The sequence below is a fragment of the Janthinobacterium sp. SUN137 genome (assembly GCF_030587265.1).
Classification (GTDB): Bacteria; Pseudomonadota; Gammaproteobacteria; order Burkholderiales; family Burkholderiaceae_D; genus Janthinobacterium; species Janthinobacterium kumbetense.
Map to the genome: position 1 here is coordinate 578366 of NZ_JAPWHZ010000002.1, position 14448 is coordinate 592813.

At 58.5% G+C, this 14448-nt stretch carries 15 protein-coding genes and 3 pseudogenes; 10 read left to right on the plus strand and 8 right to left on the minus strand.

From position 1 onward, the window contains the following. Window positions 1-964 precede the first annotated feature (964 nt). The 3 genes and pseudogenes from O3298_RS10780 to O3298_RS29170 form a co-directional block, all read right to left on the minus strand. On the minus strand, window positions 965-1456 hold the full coding sequence (locus O3298_RS10780) for a hypothetical protein (RefSeq protein WP_305059306.1): 492 nt from the start codon (window positions 1454-1456) through the stop codon (window positions 965-967). Between the two features lie 828 nt (window positions 1457-2284). Continuing rightward, window positions 2285-2608 carry an AlpA family transcriptional regulator gene (locus O3298_RS10785; protein ID WP_305059307.1) on the minus strand — a complete coding sequence of 108 codons (324 nt, stop codon included), beginning with the start codon at window positions 2606-2608 and terminating at the stop codon, window positions 2285-2287. 143 nt (window positions 2609-2751) lie between these two features. Continuing rightward, window positions 2752-2889 (minus strand): annotated as a pseudogene (locus tag O3298_RS29170) (hypothetical protein); the annotation flags it as partial. Between the two features lie 108 nt (window positions 2890-2997). Between O3298_RS29170 and kleE the strand changes: the two are divergent. From kleE to O3298_RS10815, 6 genes and pseudogenes are all read left to right on the plus strand, one after another. Next, a complete protein-coding gene (gene kleE / locus O3298_RS10790) occupies window positions 2998-3315 on the plus strand; it encodes a KleE stable inheritance protein (RefSeq protein ID WP_305059308.1) in 318 nt (105 codons plus the stop codon). Continuing rightward, window positions 3312-4277 carry a ParB/RepB/Spo0J family partition protein gene (locus tag O3298_RS10795; RefSeq protein ID WP_305059309.1) on the plus strand — a complete coding sequence of 322 codons (966 nt, stop codon included), beginning with the start codon at window positions 3312-3314 and terminating at the stop codon, window positions 4275-4277. The genes kleE and O3298_RS10795 overlap by 4 nt, the downstream gene beginning before the upstream one ends. A gap of 133 nt (window positions 4278-4410) precedes the next feature. After that, the gene (locus O3298_RS10800) at window positions 4411-4740 is read left to right on the plus strand and encodes a hypothetical protein (protein WP_305059310.1); all 330 of its coding nucleotides are present in this window, start codon (window positions 4411-4413) and stop codon (window positions 4738-4740) included. A 145-nt stretch (window positions 4741-4885) separates the two neighbouring features. Next, the gene (locus tag O3298_RS10805) at window positions 4886-5251 is read left to right on the plus strand and encodes a helix-turn-helix transcriptional regulator (RefSeq protein ID WP_305059311.1); all 366 of its coding nucleotides are present in this window, start codon (window positions 4886-4888) and stop codon (window positions 5249-5251) included. 3 nt (window positions 5252-5254) lie between these two features. Further along, window positions 5255-6616 carry a type II toxin-antitoxin system HipA family toxin gene (locus tag O3298_RS10810; protein ID WP_305059312.1) on the plus strand — a complete coding sequence of 454 codons (1362 nt, stop codon included), beginning with the start codon at window positions 5255-5257 and terminating at the stop codon, window positions 6614-6616. A gap of 190 nt (window positions 6617-6806) precedes the next feature. Beyond that, a pseudogene (locus O3298_RS10815) lies at window positions 6807-7076 on the plus strand (KfrB domain-containing protein); the annotation flags it as partial. A 142-nt stretch (window positions 7077-7218) separates the two neighbouring features. Here O3298_RS10815 and O3298_RS10820 read toward each other — a convergent pair. Continuing rightward, window positions 7219-7353: pseudogene (locus O3298_RS10820) on the minus strand (transposase); the annotation flags it as partial. Window positions 7354-7430: 77 nt separating this feature from the next. Further along, entirely contained in the window at window positions 7431-10322 is a 2892-nt protein-coding gene (locus O3298_RS10825) for a hypothetical protein (RefSeq protein WP_305059313.1), read from the minus strand. A gap of 342 nt (window positions 10323-10664) precedes the next feature. Between O3298_RS10825 and O3298_RS10830 the strand changes: the two genes are divergently transcribed. The 3 genes from O3298_RS10830 to O3298_RS10840 all read left to right on the plus strand — a co-directional run bounded on the left by O3298_RS10830 (window position 10665) and on the right by O3298_RS10840 (window position 12126). After that, complete coding sequence (locus O3298_RS10830; RefSeq protein ID WP_305059314.1) at window positions 10665-10817, plus strand: hypothetical protein; 153 nt, start codon at window positions 10665-10667, stop codon at window positions 10815-10817. Window positions 10818-11139: 322 nt separating this feature from the next. Further along, window positions 11140-11484 (plus strand): KfrB domain-containing protein, encoded by a 345-nt coding sequence (locus O3298_RS10835; RefSeq protein WP_305059315.1) that lies wholly within the window; start codon window positions 11140-11142, stop codon window positions 11482-11484. Window positions 11485-11514: 30 nt separating this feature from the next. Next, entirely contained in the window at window positions 11515-12126 is a 612-nt protein-coding gene (locus O3298_RS10840; protein ID WP_305059316.1) for an IncP plasmid survival protein KfrC family protein, read from the plus strand. Here O3298_RS10840 and O3298_RS10845 read toward each other — a convergent pair. Genes O3298_RS10845 through O3298_RS10855 form a run of 3 tightly spaced genes read right to left on the minus strand, consistent with a single transcriptional unit; the run spans window position 12106 to window position 13660 of the window. Next, a complete protein-coding gene (locus O3298_RS10845) occupies window positions 12106-12543 on the minus strand; it encodes a conjugal transfer protein TraM (protein ID WP_099419676.1) in 438 nt (145 codons plus the stop codon). The two genes, O3298_RS10840 and O3298_RS10845, sit on opposite strands and share 21 nt — an antisense overlap. Next, complete coding sequence (locus O3298_RS10850; RefSeq protein WP_305059317.1) at window positions 12543-13268, minus strand: conjugal transfer protein TraL; 726 nt, start codon at window positions 13266-13268, stop codon at window positions 12543-12545. The genes O3298_RS10845 and O3298_RS10850 overlap by 1 nt, the downstream gene beginning before the upstream one ends. Next, window positions 13268-13660 carry a TraK family protein gene (locus O3298_RS10855; RefSeq protein WP_305059318.1) on the minus strand — a complete coding sequence of 131 codons (393 nt, stop codon included), beginning with the start codon at window positions 13658-13660 and terminating at the stop codon, window positions 13268-13270. Before O3298_RS10855 ends, O3298_RS10850 begins: the two co-directional genes overlap by 1 nt. 369 nt (window positions 13661-14029) lie before the next feature. Between O3298_RS10855 and traJ the strand changes: the two genes are divergently transcribed. Further along, window positions 14030-14407: a conjugal transfer transcriptional regulator TraJ gene (traJ, locus tag O3298_RS10860; RefSeq protein WP_305059319.1), complete on the plus strand. Its 378-nt coding sequence runs from the start codon at window positions 14030-14032 to the stop codon at window positions 14405-14407. Window positions 14408-14448: the final 41 nt, after the last annotated feature.

Genomic DNA, 14448 nt, shown 5'->3' on the forward strand with positions numbered 1-14448 from the left:
AAGTTCGAAACTTGCACTTCCCACCAAGAATTCGTTTGATATCAAAGGCTTACACTGATCTAGTGTAGGCCTTTTTTGTTTGGTATGAAAAAAGTATGAAAAATCCGCTTTGGATCCGCATGGACGAGGCCGGACAACGGACAGTGCGACGACTACATAAGTCCGGAGAGGAAAACTTTTCATCCGGGCATCGAGCACCCCCACATGTTGCCTTCGGGTGCCGGACTTCATTTGCTTGGCAGTGAAGTGGGTATTCCCCGTACCGCCAAAAAACACCCTCAAAAGCACCTTTCGGTGCTAACGTCGTTCAGTTCAAGTTTCGTTTCAATACTCGAGCATTGTAACGTTGAGGCAATGCCTACACGGCCCGATCCTAATGTCGATCAGGCCGATCTTCATTGATGATTTCGGTTAAGCGCGTTGACGCAATCGTTGCAACAGGGCTGGCAACTTGCCGTAGGAACGGACGACAGCGGTCCAGTGCAATCCATATTGGATCAGATTGAAAGCGCGCACGGCGCTGATTTAGGTGGGAAGGCATTTCACTGGGTGGACTAACAAAAAAGTTAGACATAAGTGCTGCTATGAAGCGGGCCGATTTTGACACGCGACGCGTGCAATAAAGTTTGAAATAATCGCTCGCCGAGACTTTTCGAAGTTCATAGCTTGCAACAATAAAGAATGACACGATCTGCGCGCTTCTCTAGACTTACGTCACCGACCGCTTTCGCCCCAGGGTGTGTAAAAACGCACAAACTTGAAATTTTCATGGGTAGGGTTATCCGTCTTGCCACTAAGAAAATCGCATAGCGGCCGTTCTGAGAGGCCGATTTTTTTGATCTCGAATTTTCTTTACGTTTTTACACAGCCTGGCTCCAGAGCAGACTGTCAAGAAGAACGGTTAAACTGAACCACGTAAGGAGGCTTTCCTACGGTCATCGGGTCGAGCAACTCGCTAGCTGTCTCACGCCATGTGCCTGCGCCAGTTCCATCTATCATGGCCAACCTCACCCGTTCGGAAGGAATGCCCAATGTATAAGCCCGTAAGTACATCGCCACCAAAAATGCGCAGCTGCATAGCACCAAAGTATGCATAGCGGTCTGCTTTGTCGTACCACTCCCCAATGACATAGCCGTTCCGGATTTTTCCGAATGTGCAGTACGTCTTGCCCTTCGAATCGAACTCCGCGTAGACATATCGGCCAAACTGTTTGACGTCTGTATAGCTGTGCCTGTCCGTTGCATTCTTAAAGGTTTCGCTACCACCAGGCTCCCAAGTTTGTTCCCATTTACCGGAAAGGTTTTGCGGATGGTCCCGAAAGAACCCTCGAACAGGAAGCCAGTAGAAGTACTTCACAAAGTAGTGGGCAAGGCTGAAATCCAAGATGGTTTTGACGAGTAGCAGCGCCACGGGAGCTGCCAGGCCAGTCGCAATAACGTTCAGATCAATGTTCAAAGTCACTCGCTCAAGTAATAGGATTTCAGATGGGTAACGTTTAAAATAACTAACAGCCGAAACTCGCATAGTTTAGGCATTTCAGATGGCTAATGAGCTATACATCAGTCCTGTATGCTGATCATCGTTTCCCGGCCCTTTCCGAAAAGGTCGACTCCTGGCCGCGGAATCAATCGATCAACGTAACACTTTAACTTAAATGCATCGTTGCAGAACAGAAATCATGCGAGAAGGAACTTGAATCGATTGCTCCGCGCCCCGCGAAACCCGTGATTAACGTTGCAAAGGATTTAGCCACGGAAGAGTTCATGGTGGAATCCACCGAAGCTCAAGCATCTCGTGCTAGAGCGCGGTAGAAGTCGTTGCTGGGCAGGGGGGAGACAGGTCAGATCCGATCTCGTCGTTGGATCAGGCTGCTACGAGATCGCACACGAGGAACCGGCTAGAACGCCCAGGCCTCAACACGACCCATCGGTTTCTCAACTTTCAAGAACCATGGTTTAAGAGAGTCTAAGCTGCTGTGGGCGACTCAATGGCACCGTCCCCTTTCGCCCTAATGTGTTGAAAAAATCGAACGACAACATTTTCAGGAGGACGCAGACCTCCAATCTGTCGCTGATCGTTCAATAGCGGCGGTTCTGGCCAGTCCAGGTTGGCAGGATTTCTATCTTAACGTCAAGGTAGCTATGTTTTTCAACGCAATCGGCCGATAGCGGCAACAGAGCATAGAGGATTGCCGAGTAGAAATTCTCATACATTGTCACTCTTCTTTAAATGGTCGCTTCTGGCCGGTTGGAGGCTGTTGCGTCCGGCTGCTATTGGGCCGCCTTACGTAGGCGGACGCCTGTTGCGCGTGTTTAAACCAGTCGCTGTCACTCTTTGCATGGACGTCTCCTGTATTGCAACCGGGACAGGATGCCGTGCGGCAACGCACGCCTGCATCCATTGCAAGATTTCACTCTTGAGCCAGGCCGATGAGCGGCCTTTGAGTTTTACCGGGGCCGGGAAGGTGCCATCCTTGATGCCTTCGTAAACGCTGCTGCGGGATTTCCCGCAGGTGGCCAGCACTTCAGCCAAGCGGATGAAACGCTCCTCATTGAGCGTTGGAGTTGCGGGTGGCTCTGGGGGGGAAGGAAATGCGACTTGGGTCATGGTACGCTCCTTTTGCTCCTCAGCGAGTGAGACAGGTTCGGTGCCAGCATGGCGGCAAAGACTCAGATCGGTTCGTTGAGGTCGTGTCGCCAGTGGCGGTGTGTCGACATTGTATTCACAATCATTATTCCGAAAATACGTGGTCAGTATCGATGGCGCATACGGCTAATGCAACTGGAATCGGGCGGGTATATCGACTGGATCAACGGTGTTTGCATGTCGCTGCCACAAGGGCATCTGATGGTCTTTGCAGTTTTAGCTGCTAAAAATCGGCGTATGCAAGTGCACCGGTTTAATCCAGATCAAGATGGGAGCAGCTGTGTCGCGCAACTATATATGCTGTGTTTCAGCGCGGAGATGAGTTGCGCGTAACCGATGAGGAGGTCAGCATGGCTGACATTATTCAGTTCCCAGCCGTTACCAAGAGCAAGGACAAGGCATGCTCCCCTGCGCCTGGACGACGATCTGCGTCACAGCCACTGGCAAATGGTCATAGCGTACGCCAGATATTATGGGTTCTGAGCGTGCTGTGCTGGCCAGTGCTGCGCTTCATCATGGTGTGCGACGTGCTGTTCCAGCTGGTGCGCGCGCTGGTGTTATGGGATACGCCTGGCGCGCATGCCGGATGGACCTTGCTGCTGCACTATGCCTTCTTCTGCTACCTGACCTGGTTCGTGGCGTACGGCAAGCCGGACCAGCCGCGATGAAGAAGGCATCCGCGCCGCCGGGTGCCGCCAGCGGCCGCGCGCCGGAGGGCAGGCCGCTGGCGCTGTCGCTTGAACATATCGACGAAGACCCGCTGCAGCCACGCTCGGCCGCGAATCCGGGCTTTACGGCGCACAGCCTGGCTGAACTCGCTGCTTCGATCCGCCTGCGCGGCATCAAGACGCCGATCTCCGTGCGTCATCATCCCGACCGGCCCGGCCGCTACATCATCAATCACGGCGCGCGCCGCTACCGCGCATCGCGGCTGGCACAGCTGGAGGCCATCCCCGGCTTTATCGACGACGACTACAGCGAGACCGACCAGGTGGTGGAAAACCTGCAGCGCAACGAGTTGACGGCGCGCGAGATCGCCAATTACATCGGCCGTGAACTGTCGAAGGGCCTGAAGCGGGGCCAGATCGCCAGCAACATCAGCAAGTCCGCCTCCTTCGTGACGCAGCATGCGGCCCTGCTGGACCTGCCGGAACCCATCGCCCTGGCGTTCAACGAGGGTAGGGTACGCGACGTGACAACCGTGAATGAACTGGTGACGGCCTATAAGTCGCATCCGGGCGAGGTCGGAGCCTGGCTGCGCGAGGGCGAACCGGAGATCACGCGCAGCGCCGTCAAGCTGCTGCGCGCATTCCTCGGTGCGAAGTTTGGCGAGGAGGAAGAGATCACCCCCGGTAGCGGCGACGCCACAGCCGTGCCATCGGCTGCCGGTTCGCCGGCAGCCGCGCAGGCCACTCCTGCCGCGCAGGCCACTCCTGCCGCGCAGGCTGGCGCCAGCCGCTGGCGCTGCACCGGCCTCTTGGTGCGCCATGGGCAGGGCGAAGGCGTGCTGGTGTTGGGGCGCCGGCCTGGTGGGGAAGGGCTGGCCTGGCTGCGGCGCGCCGATGGTGTCGAAGTGGAGGTGGCGCTTTCCGGGCTTGTGCCGCTCAGGCTGCTGGGTGCCGGGGATTGATGCAACCATGCCCTACGGCGCGTATCTCGAGGGTCAGGGCTGGTGCTACACTTCGGCTCTTGCGCGCTCCTGCAGCTGCGACCAGCGTGTCTTGACGTGCAGACGGAACCGTCCAATTATTTGCCACATGACCATGAATGACTTGCTGACTTACATCGGTGCCATTTTCAAGCTGCCCAGCCAGGCCGTGATTGAGCGGCGCGACATCGCGCAATCCTCCTGGCAGGAAGATGGCTTCGAGGTACGGCAGGAAGTGGCGACCTATTACTTCAGCAATGGCGTGGTGGTGCGGCGCACGTCCGAGGAGGACAGCTGTCCATCGCAGGCGGCCTGCGCGGAGTGCTGGATCACCTATGAAGTGCCATCGAACGGGCAGGCGCCGGTTGAGGTGCTGCCAGCGGTCAGGCGCTTTGACAGTCGCTGCCGCGAAGCATTCTGGCTGAAATTCCACAGCGCTAACTGAGCCACTGGATTACTGGCCGTGCCGCCCAGTAATCAATTGGAATTCCTGAAATACAGTTTATGGACTGTAAAATGAAATTACAGTCTGGTTCTTGTAATTGCGTTTCACAGTTCCTATACTGTAGATACACACCCCAGGACACGCCATGGACTATCCGATCCGATCCTTGCAGCAGTTGCGGCCGATTCTCGTCGGCTTCCGCAAGCAGGCCGGCCTGTCGCAGCAGGCGCTGGCGGAGCAACTGGGCATCACGCAGCAAAGCTATGCGCAGATCGAAGCCAATCCTGCTTCCACCAGCGTCGAGCGCCTGTACACGGTGCTGCGCCTGCTGGGGGCAGAACTGTTGCTCTCGCCAGCCGGGCAACCATCCCCGGACGCTGCCATCGCGGAGGAAGCAACCGATGCGGGGCCGCCCGCCGCCCGCCGCGCGCGCCAGCGTGCGCCCGGTCCCGCGCGGCCGGAAGCGCCGGCGAGGCAGGAACCTCCACCATCGGCCAGGGAGCGCTGGTAAGCCATGGGACGGCGAGCGCATGCGCAACGCCTGAACCTGTGGCTGAACGGCACGCCGGTCGCCTACTGGGATGCGTCCGCTGGCACCTCGTCACTGACCTACTTTGACGCCTGGATCGAGGACGAGGCCGGACGGCCACTGTCGCTGTCGATGCCTTTCAAGCCGCAGGGGGGCGCCTATCGCGGCCCGCTGGTGCAGAATTATTTCGACAACCTCCTGCCTGACAGCGAACCGATCCGCCGCCGCATGGCCCAGCACTTCCAGACCCGCGGCATCGCGCCGTACCAGCTGCTCGCTGCGGCCGGGCGCGACTGTGTCGGCGCCATCCAGCTATTGCCGCCCGGCGAGGTACCTACGGACCTGTTTACCATCACGGGCGAGGCGCTGGACGAGGCTGGCGTGGCGAGGATACTGCGCAACACGGTCGCGGAAGCCCCGTTCGGGCATGCTGGCAAAGAGCCGGACCTGCGCCTGTCGATTGCCGGCGCGCAGGAAAAGACGGCCTTGCTATGGCATCGCGGCCAGTGGCACCGTCCCACCGGCAGCACACCGACGACGCATATCTTAAAGCTGCCCATGGGGCTGGTGGGCAATATGCGGGCGGACATGCGCACCTCGGTGGAAAACGAATGGCTGTGTTCGCAGATCATGCACGCGTTCGGGCTGCCCACGGCGCCATGCCGCATCGCCACTTTCGAGGACCTGAAGACGCTGGTGGTGGAGCGCTTCGACCGCAGGCTGTCTGGCGACGGCAGTTGGATCGTCCGGCTGCCGCAGGAGGATTTTTGCCAGGCGACCGGTACGCCTCCCCTGCACAAGTATCAGGCCGATGGCGGGCCGGGCATCAGCCGCATCATGGATATCCTGCTCGGGTCTGCGCAGGCCGAGGCAGACCGCCGCCGCTTCTTCAAGACCCAACTTGTGTTCTGGCTGCTGGCGGCGACCGATGGCCACGCGAAGAACTTCAGCATTTTTCATTTGCCGCACAGTCGTTTCCAGTTGACGCCGCTCTACGACGTGCTGTCCGCCCATCCCATCATCGGTCCCGGCGCGCACCAGCTGCCGCGCCAGAATGCCCGGCTGGCGATGGCTGTGCGCGGCGCCAGCAACCATTACCATCTGGAACAGATTCAGCGGCGCCACTGGCTGAGCCAGGCCCGCCAGGCCAGTTTCGGCGCGGCCGCGGCGCAGGACGTGATCGGCGAGGTGCAAGGGCATGCCGATGCTGTGGTAGCCGCCATGTATGGCTTGCTGCCACCCGGCTTTCCCGCTGATCTTGCCGACGCCATCCTGCAGGGCATGTCCCGCCAGGCGCGGCGGCTCAGGGACGTGCCGGATGGCGAAGCAGGCACGGATGCAGTTTGATGTGTGCCACATCACGGGCATTTAGATGCCCACCGGCAAGTATCGCGTCTTAAAATGGCCCATCGCCGAACGAATCGGCCGCTGTCACGTCCTACCGATAAGCAGGAGCGTATTGATGAAGCAAAGAGTCTTGGTGATGAACGGGCAGCGCCTGCTGCAAAACGAGCAGGGCGGATAATGGGCTACCAGCAAGGTGGACAAGCCCGGAGCGATCAAGCCCGGCATCTACGATATTTATCTTGCAGGTAATGCCGACAAGGCCAAGACGCATGCCGGCGTCATCGTGCACGCCGATGGCGCCAGCGTGTACCAGCAGGTTGGCAAGACATTGATCAAGCACGCTGCCGGCGATTTCGCTAAAGTACCTGGGACGGGCGTTGACACCAGTGTTAGCTACGAGGACGGCCAGGCGCACAGCAGCAGTGCCAGCGTCAGGCAAGGGCGCAAGCTGAGCCAGTAGGGCATTATCCAGCAGTTGATACAGAAGGCAGGACGGCGCATCGGCAGTCCTGCAGACGCGGCACTGCGTCCCACGTCCCCGTGTGCTGGGAGCATCAGGATTTTTTTGTGTCCGACGTCATTTAGCTAGTTTCAATGTTTGGTCATAGGTGCGCCGTGAAGCGCTCGGCGAACAGAATGGCGAATTGTTTTTTCGCCGCCTCGTCGTTGGGGAAGTGGCCACGATTCTTGATGACCTTACGCGCCTTCATATTCAGGCTTTCGATGGCGTTGGCCGTGTGCATGATCCCACGAATCTAAGCAATGATGGAATTTTTCTTGATGGCAGATGTGGTCGTGGTGACGCAAGGTCTAGTCACGAAGCCTCTGAGGGCAGGTTTGTGATGATTTCAAATAGTTGCCGGGAGTGTGCGCCAGACTTGCTCAAGTGTCCTCTTGCCCACCAGATGCGTGTTGATGCATCGAGTAATGTTGGTTCGTTCAAAAGCAATTCAATCGCCGCCGTCAGGTGGTTTGCCGGGCAGGATAACGCCAAGCCACCGAGCGTCGTTGCGCTGAGAGGCGTTTTTTTGCGCAGCAATGCTACAGCAGTTTCTGGTTGCCAATCCCATAAGCACTCGATTGCCGCGTCGACCATGCTGTCGTTTTGCAGGTAACTGACAAGGGATGGCGCAGCGCTCGGTCCGAAACGCTGAAGGAACGGAAGTTGCTCCCAGTACTCCATTTCCGATATCGCCGTCATCAGCGATGAAAGTAGCGGCGCCCGAAATTCCGGCGGCAGGGATTCCGGGATTTTCGCCAGGTAGAGAAGATCGTCATGTGTTAGCGAGTTTAGTCCACTGGTGGGATTGAGCTGTTCCAGCAGCCACCGGCGTACTGGGGAGTAACGGGCAAAGTCGTCCGAGTTCGTGCGCTCGGACAGCAAAAAGGACGGCCATAATCTGACCGCTCCGTCCGGGTTGTTAAAATTGATCCGTTTTAATAAACTCTCAAATATCCATGCTTCATGTACAAAATCGGTAAGTTCTTGCCACCACGAGGGTTCGGCACTCCATGCGCCGCGTGCCGCTTTTCCGAGCAGGGCTATTCTCAAGAGGCGCGGAGCATCCACTAGAGGCTGGCTCAGGTCCTTTACCCATTCATCGGCAATTGAAAAGAAGTTTGTCCAGGCATGTGGGAGTTGCTCGCAATTCGAGTCCGGCCATAGGCTGCTTAGCCATGGCGGTGCCTCTCCCAGCGTTGTGCACCAGCCGGGAAACAGCCATTTCTCCGAGATAGTCATGCGTATTTCCGGGAGCAGGCTCCAGGCCCAGCATGCGCTGACCCATTCGATTTGCTCATCTTGCGATGCCGACGGCCTCGACCATGGCTTGGGTAAAGACCATTCCCTCTGAGTAAAATCCAGACGTCCCACCACGCATTGTGCGAGGGGCGTGAGCGCGGCAATATATGAAGAAGGAAACTCTTCCCCTTTCGCAATTTTTCGCGCCACGGCCATGAATAAGGCCTCGGAGGCGCCAATATTCATCGCAGAATCCTGGGTGATAAGATCTAGTTTCTCAGTAGCATTTATCAGGTCGGCGAGCGAAACGGCATCCAGAGCAGCATCAAGCATCGACCTGCGCTGTTCTTCAAAGCAAGTCATTGCCCAAGTATCCACAGTTTCTTGTGTTATTTGATGTATCAGATAATCGCGTACGGCAAGGTTGGCCAGGGCGCGGTGCTGAAACTCGAAAAATCCGCGTCTTTCCTGCTTTAGCAAGCCACTGGCAAGCAGCCACTCCGGATTGCTTGCTTCCAGCCGCATTGCAAGCTGTGCCGCAGCTTGCAGTCTGGCAGGTTCGTTTTGCGCAAGGGCAATTTCATTCAATGCTTCCCTGATCGCCGTCGTCATGCCTGCTGGCGCAAGCGCATGCCATGTTTCCAGCGGCAATGCACCTTTCCATGGCAGATCGCCGCGTTGCCAGCGCAGTTTTGCCAGCTGTGTCAATTGCATGCCAGAGCAAGGCGTTTCCTTCTGCAGCAGTGATATGGCAAACTGTTGGCCTGCATTGACGTCGCTCGCTCCGGGAAGTTTGGTGCCGCGATAGTGTCCCATCCGGCACAGGTGCAGCAGGTCCGTGGTGGTGCAAAACCATACGCCACTGGGGTCGAATGCCTTGAGCCAGTCGGTGATGCGTTGCTCAGAAAACAGACTGTCGACGTTGTGCTGGTTGATATGCGCATCCACCAGCTTGAGCAACTGATTGCGCCAGTCCGGAAGAAGTGTCCATGTCCAGCGCTTCAGGGTGGCAGATTGTCCGGGCAGGTCAAATTGAAACCGATTCCGTTCCTGCCGGTTGGATGATCGCTGCTCCCATCCGAAATATTCTGCAGAACTTGTTTCCTTGCGGGTTGGCAACATAAAGGGCGCGATTATCAGCACGCCCGCGTTTTCTGGCCGGTGTGCCAAGGCGGCCATATCCGCATCCCCTCCGTCGCCACGCACGGAGATGATCACAGGTTTCTGGACTTGCAGGCGGCTGCCCGCATCAGCCAGCGTTTCTGCATGTACAACTTCAAAATGGCCAGCTGCCGCCAATGACCCGGAAAGGATTTCGCGCTCCAGGTCATCTTCGACATATAGCCAATCCATATCATACGGCGGGCGCTGTATCCATTGGGCAGGTGCAAGCCAGTGCTCAAGCGTGGGGATGCTTCGCTCCGTTGGGTCCCGCTGAGAAGACGCCAGTTGTGCACTCGCCAGATGCCACGGCCTGCCATGTTTCAAGTCCAGTGGAGGCAACTCCGTAAAGGCTTCGAGAACGAACATATGGCGATTCAATGCCTGCTCATGCAGTCCCAGATCTTCCCGCGACACCTGCAGCAATTCTGCCAGTCCGATTGCACTCGCCGGATGGTTGGCCCACCAGGTTCGCTGTCCTTGATCCAGACTGCCTATTTTGCCAGCCAGGGAGCGTGGAGCGATTGTCGAATGGGCGTCTGGGTACTTCTTAATCAGTTCTTGCGCGATCAGCCCATACGAGTTGAAGTCCGCATATCCGGGAGCCGTGCGTACAGGGCCGGGAGGGGAGGTTAGCTTTGCCATTGGGCTTTTTCTCTTGATGATGTATTGATATCTTGCAAGGTAACGCATGTAAAGAAATATTGCACCACTTAATGCATCGATGCAGATGTGATGCATGAAAATTGCAAAAAATGGAAATGCGACACAAACTGGCCTCATTGAACAGAGAGACTGATTCATGCAATACAAATGTTGCCATTCATTTGTACTGCTCCATTTCAACGTGCTTTTTTGGGAGATGCATTGTGAGTAAAGTATCGAAAGTGTCAATCAAGGTGCCCGTAAAACCGAGCAAGCTGGACGCGGGGAGAAAAACTACTCCGGCGCCTCGGGCGAGTATTCCTGCCGAGGATGTACGCAGGATGCAAAGTGTTGCAGCAAAGAAAGATAATGGAAAGGTCGCGAAGAAAAGTCACATCAGCAGAATTCAAGGGGCTCACGACAGGCAAAGCAAGCCTGAGGTGCGCTAGACTTTCGCCCGAACCATGGAAGCAATAAGTTAAAAAATTTTCAAGGAGCAAGATGATGGGTAGAACGGCCAATGATGATCGCAGTGACAGCATGAATCCTAACAACGACGCCTATGACGACAGCATGGATAATCACTCCAATCAACTCAACCCCAACAACGACGCCTATCAAGGTGCGCCTGACGATGATGGCAAGGAGGATTGATCGTTTTCCCCGGGCGCGGCAATATGGGTAAATCCATCTAGTGCTGGCTAATCAGTATGGCAGCGTCTTATTTCCAGTAGTTGATGTCTGGCCGCTAGCGGCTCGGCATCTTCTCATTTGACCTAGCCAAGGCAGTTGCGCGGGTGTGGCGGCCAGCCGGGAAAGTTAATATGGTTTTGTACCTGTGTGGGTGCTGTCACAGTTTGATGTGTACCGCTTCGCAGGCATTTAGCTGCCCAGCGGCAAGTATCGCGTCTTAAAATGGCCCATCGCCGAACGATTCGGCCGCTGTCACGTCCTACCGATAAACAGGAGCGTATTGATGAAGCAAAGAGTCTTGGTCATGAACGGGCAGCGCCTGCTGCAAAACGAGCAGGGCGGACAGTGGGCCACCAGCAAGGTGGACAAGGCAGGGGCGATCAAGCCCGGCATCTACGATATTTATCTTGCGGGTGACGCCGACAAGGCCAAGACGTATGCCGGCGTCATCGTGCACGCCGATGGCGCCGGCGTGTATCAGCAGGTCGGCAAGACATTGATCAAGCACGCCGCCGGCGATTTCGCTAAAGTACCTGGGACGGGCATCGATACCAGTGTCAGCTACGAGGACGGCCAGGCGCACAGCAGCGGTGCCAGCGTCAAACAGGGCCGCAAGCTGAGCCGGTAGAGCACAGCCTGCAGGCACCGGAGGCGGATCATGAAACTATCGATGGAGCGGCCGCAGCAAGGCAGGATTGCCAGCGCAGGCGTGCGGGGCGGCGCCGAGATGCAGGCTGACGCGCAGCTGTACCAGGCAGCGGACGAGCAGCTGGAGCAGGCGGCAATGCTGGATGCCGCCCCGCTGGACACGCAGTATGGCGCGGCATTTGCGGCGCAGGTCGAGGCCAAGCACGAGCAGGTCGAGCGCATCGAGGACAGGCTGGAAAACCTGATCGAGTCGCAGGCATCTCGCCTGCAGCGCACGCAGATGCAGCAGCCGGGCTTGCTGGCATTTCCCGCCACGCGCGCGCAGTGGCAGCAGCAGGTGCAGCAGCAACAGAAAACCATGCAGCGCCTGCTGGGCCGCCTGGAACTGGTGCGGGAGGTGCGCGACAGCATGGGCGTGCACGCGCCGCGCATCGAGGAACTGGCTGCGCGCAAGCTGCGTACCCGGAATCCCGGGCTGGCCAGCGAGTGGGATGCGCTGCAGCAGGCACAGCGCCTGGAAAAGCTGCTGCAGCGGCAGCAGACGCAGCAGGGGCCCGAGCGCAGCCATGTGCTGCAAGCCGGACGCGGCTCGCGGCTGGGCCTATCGCAGCACGGCCCATGAGGCCACGGCCGCCGCCAGCATGGCCAGGCAGCCGGCGGCAACATTCAATACCGCGATGGCATGCGCGGCGCGCACGGGACGGGCGAGCTGCAGCAGGGCGCCGTCGATTTCCTGGCGTGCCGCCCTTGCCGCTTGCTGGCCTCCTTCCTGCATGGCGGCAGCCATGGCTTCCCGGGCGGCGGCCAGCGCCGCATTGACGATGCGTTCGGCCTTTTCCCTGGCGTCCGTGCTCCAGCGCCGCGACAGCTCTTCCATTTCCTCCTTGAACCGATCCAGCTGGACCTGCTGGGCCCTGGCGCTGTCCTGCATCAGGCGGCTGTTGATGGTCTGCAATACCAGGATGGGGTCGTCGCGCGCGACGGCGATGCCATGTTTCGCGGCAATTTCCCGCAGCAGCTCCTCGGTCTGGTCGCCCATCACAGCACCATCGCGGCATCGAGTTCGCCGTAGACCAGGCGCCGGATGATGCTCAGGCGCTGGCGCGTCATGATGGGCAGCGCGGGCATGGCCAGCGCCTCGTCGAAGGTCAGGCGCTGCTGCAGCATGCCGGCCAGGTCGCGTCCGAAGGTTTCCTTTTTCAAGACGGGAAGGCGGACGATGGCAGACAGGCGCTCCCTGTTGGCCAGATAGGTTTTCATCTGCTCGAAACCATTGCCCTCGTGCTCGACCGGACCCCAGTAGGGATTGAGCCAGGCGATGAAGCGGGTTTCCGGCGGAAACTGGCTGGCCAGGTGGGCGAAGCCGCTGATGGTATCGAGCAGGGCCTGGCCGCCCGTGATCACGGTGTGCACCACCAGAAAATGATCGAGTTCCGCCAGCAGGGCCGGGATCTGGTTGCTGATCAGGTAGTGCGACAGCGGCACGAAGGAACTGGCGCCATTGTCGATGATGGCGTCTCCCTGCGCCTGCGCCACCAGGTCGATCAGGGCGTCGAAGCCGCGCGGATTGATTTCTTCCTCTTCCATCAGGTCGATGCGCCGGACCTGCAGCGCCTGGTAGCCATGGAAGGTGGCATTCACGGGATCGGTGTCGATGCACAGCGGCGTGCGGGCCTTGCTGAGCATGTACTGGGCGAGGATGGCGGCGATCAGCGACTTGCCGACTCCGCCTTTACCCTGCAGCATCATATGGATATGGGCCATTACAGTAGCTCCTTTTTGTCCGGGATCGGGTTGAAATGGAAGCCGGCCGGCGCTGGCGCCGGGCGGGGTGTCACGGCGTCCGGTTTCCCGGATGCCGCGCGGGCCTGGCCGGATGACGGCCGCTGCGACGCCACGCCTTGTCCAGCCGTCTCCTCGGCCGGTGCGGTGGCTTTTAGCATGCGGTGCACGTGCTTCAGGAACGTGTCGTAGCCGAACGGTACGCGTCCCGAGGCATACATATGGCGCCAGATGGTATTCATGGGAAAGCCCGCCGCCAGTGCGGCGCGTACATCGTCGCTGACGGCAAGGAAGGCGACCAGGTACTGGTCGCGCTTGGCCGGCTTGCTGCATTTGATCCAGTCACTCAGTTGTTCGGCATAGGGTTTCTCCATGATATTTATTCCCCTTCACGTTATGTGGAAGATGCACGGTTACACCACAAAACTGGCACGGTTGAACCACCAATCTGACACGGGTGAAGCCTGATATGCCACGGTTGGAGGCAAATAAGGCCTTTAAAGGCCTTTTCGGAATAGTGACCGATAAAATCCGCTCCGTTTTGTGCCAGAACAAGGGTTAAATCGAAAGCCTGTCCTACGATTAAATGGCTCGGTCGCCGTGCGGGCCGGGGCAGGATAGGTGAAGTTAGCTAACCGGCGGGCCGGTTATCTCTCTTCACGGTGCCTTATTCGCGCCTGCGGCGCTCAACGGACATCCTGCTCTGCGAGGCCTGCGCGTGCCGCGCCAACTGCGAGGACGCCATGCAAGAACCAGGACACGTCACCACCCGCAAGGCCCGGCAGCTGCGCGTGCCGGTGCTGCCCGACGAAGAAGCGCAGATCAAGCGGCTGGCAGCTGCTGCCGGGCTGCCGGTGGCGGCTTATCTGCGCAGGGTCGGGCTGGGACACCGGTTGCCGGGCATCCTCGATCACCGGCGCGTCGAGGAACTGGCGCGCATCAATGGCGACCTGGGGCGGCTGGGCGGCCTGCTGAAGCTGTGGCTGACCAACGACGAGCGCACTGCCGCGTTCGGCGAGGCGACGATCCGCGCCGTGCTGGCCAAGATTGCCGATACCCAGGATGAAATGCATGCCGTCATGCGTGCCGTAGTCTTGCCGCAACAGGGGCGCGGACTTTAGCCGCTAAAAAATTGGCTGCACCGGCCGGTCAACGGCAGTCG

Bases quoted from the DNA above. Each gene is read 5' to 3' on its own strand.
- O3298_RS10785 (WP_305059307.1), bottom strand. From the start codon at position 2,608: ATGACCCAAGTCGCATTTCCTTCCCCCCCAGAGCCACCCGCAACTCCA.
- kleE (WP_305059308.1), top strand. From the start codon at position 2,998: ATGGCTGACATTATTCAGTTCCCAGCCGTTACCAAGAGCAAGGACAAG.
- O3298_RS10795 (WP_305059309.1), top strand. From the start codon at position 3,312: ATGAAGAAGGCATCCGCGCCGCCGGGTGCCGCCAGCGGCCGCGCGCCG.
- O3298_RS10800 (WP_305059310.1), top strand. From the start codon at position 4,411: ATGAATGACTTGCTGACTTACATCGGTGCCATTTTCAAGCTGCCCAGC.
- O3298_RS10805 (WP_305059311.1), top strand. From the start codon at position 4,886: ATGGACTATCCGATCCGATCCTTGCAGCAGTTGCGGCCGATTCTCGTC.
- O3298_RS10810 (WP_305059312.1), top strand. From the start codon at position 5,255: ATGGGACGGCGAGCGCATGCGCAACGCCTGAACCTGTGGCTGAACGGC.
- O3298_RS10825 (WP_305059313.1), bottom strand. From the start codon at position 10,322: ATGAATCAGTCTCTCTGTTCAATGAGGCCAGTTTGTGTCGCATTTCCA.
- O3298_RS10830 (WP_305059314.1), top strand. From the start codon at position 10,665: ATGATGGGTAGAACGGCCAATGATGATCGCAGTGACAGCATGAATCCT.
- O3298_RS10835 (WP_305059315.1), top strand. From the start codon at position 11,140: ATGAAGCAAAGAGTCTTGGTCATGAACGGGCAGCGCCTGCTGCAAAAC.
- O3298_RS10840 (WP_305059316.1), top strand. From the start codon at position 11,515: ATGAAACTATCGATGGAGCGGCCGCAGCAAGGCAGGATTGCCAGCGCA.
- O3298_RS10845 (WP_099419676.1), bottom strand. From the start codon at position 12,543: ATGGGCGACCAGACCGAGGAGCTGCTGCGGGAAATTGCCGCGAAACAT.
- O3298_RS10850 (WP_305059317.1), bottom strand. From the start codon at position 13,268: ATGGCCCATATCCATATGATGCTGCAGGGTAAAGGCGGAGTCGGCAAG.
- O3298_RS10855 (WP_305059318.1), bottom strand. From the start codon at position 13,660: ATGGAGAAACCCTATGCCGAACAACTGAGTGACTGGATCAAATGCAGC.
- traJ (WP_305059319.1), top strand. From the start codon at position 14,030: ATGCAAGAACCAGGACACGTCACCACCCGCAAGGCCCGGCAGCTGCGC.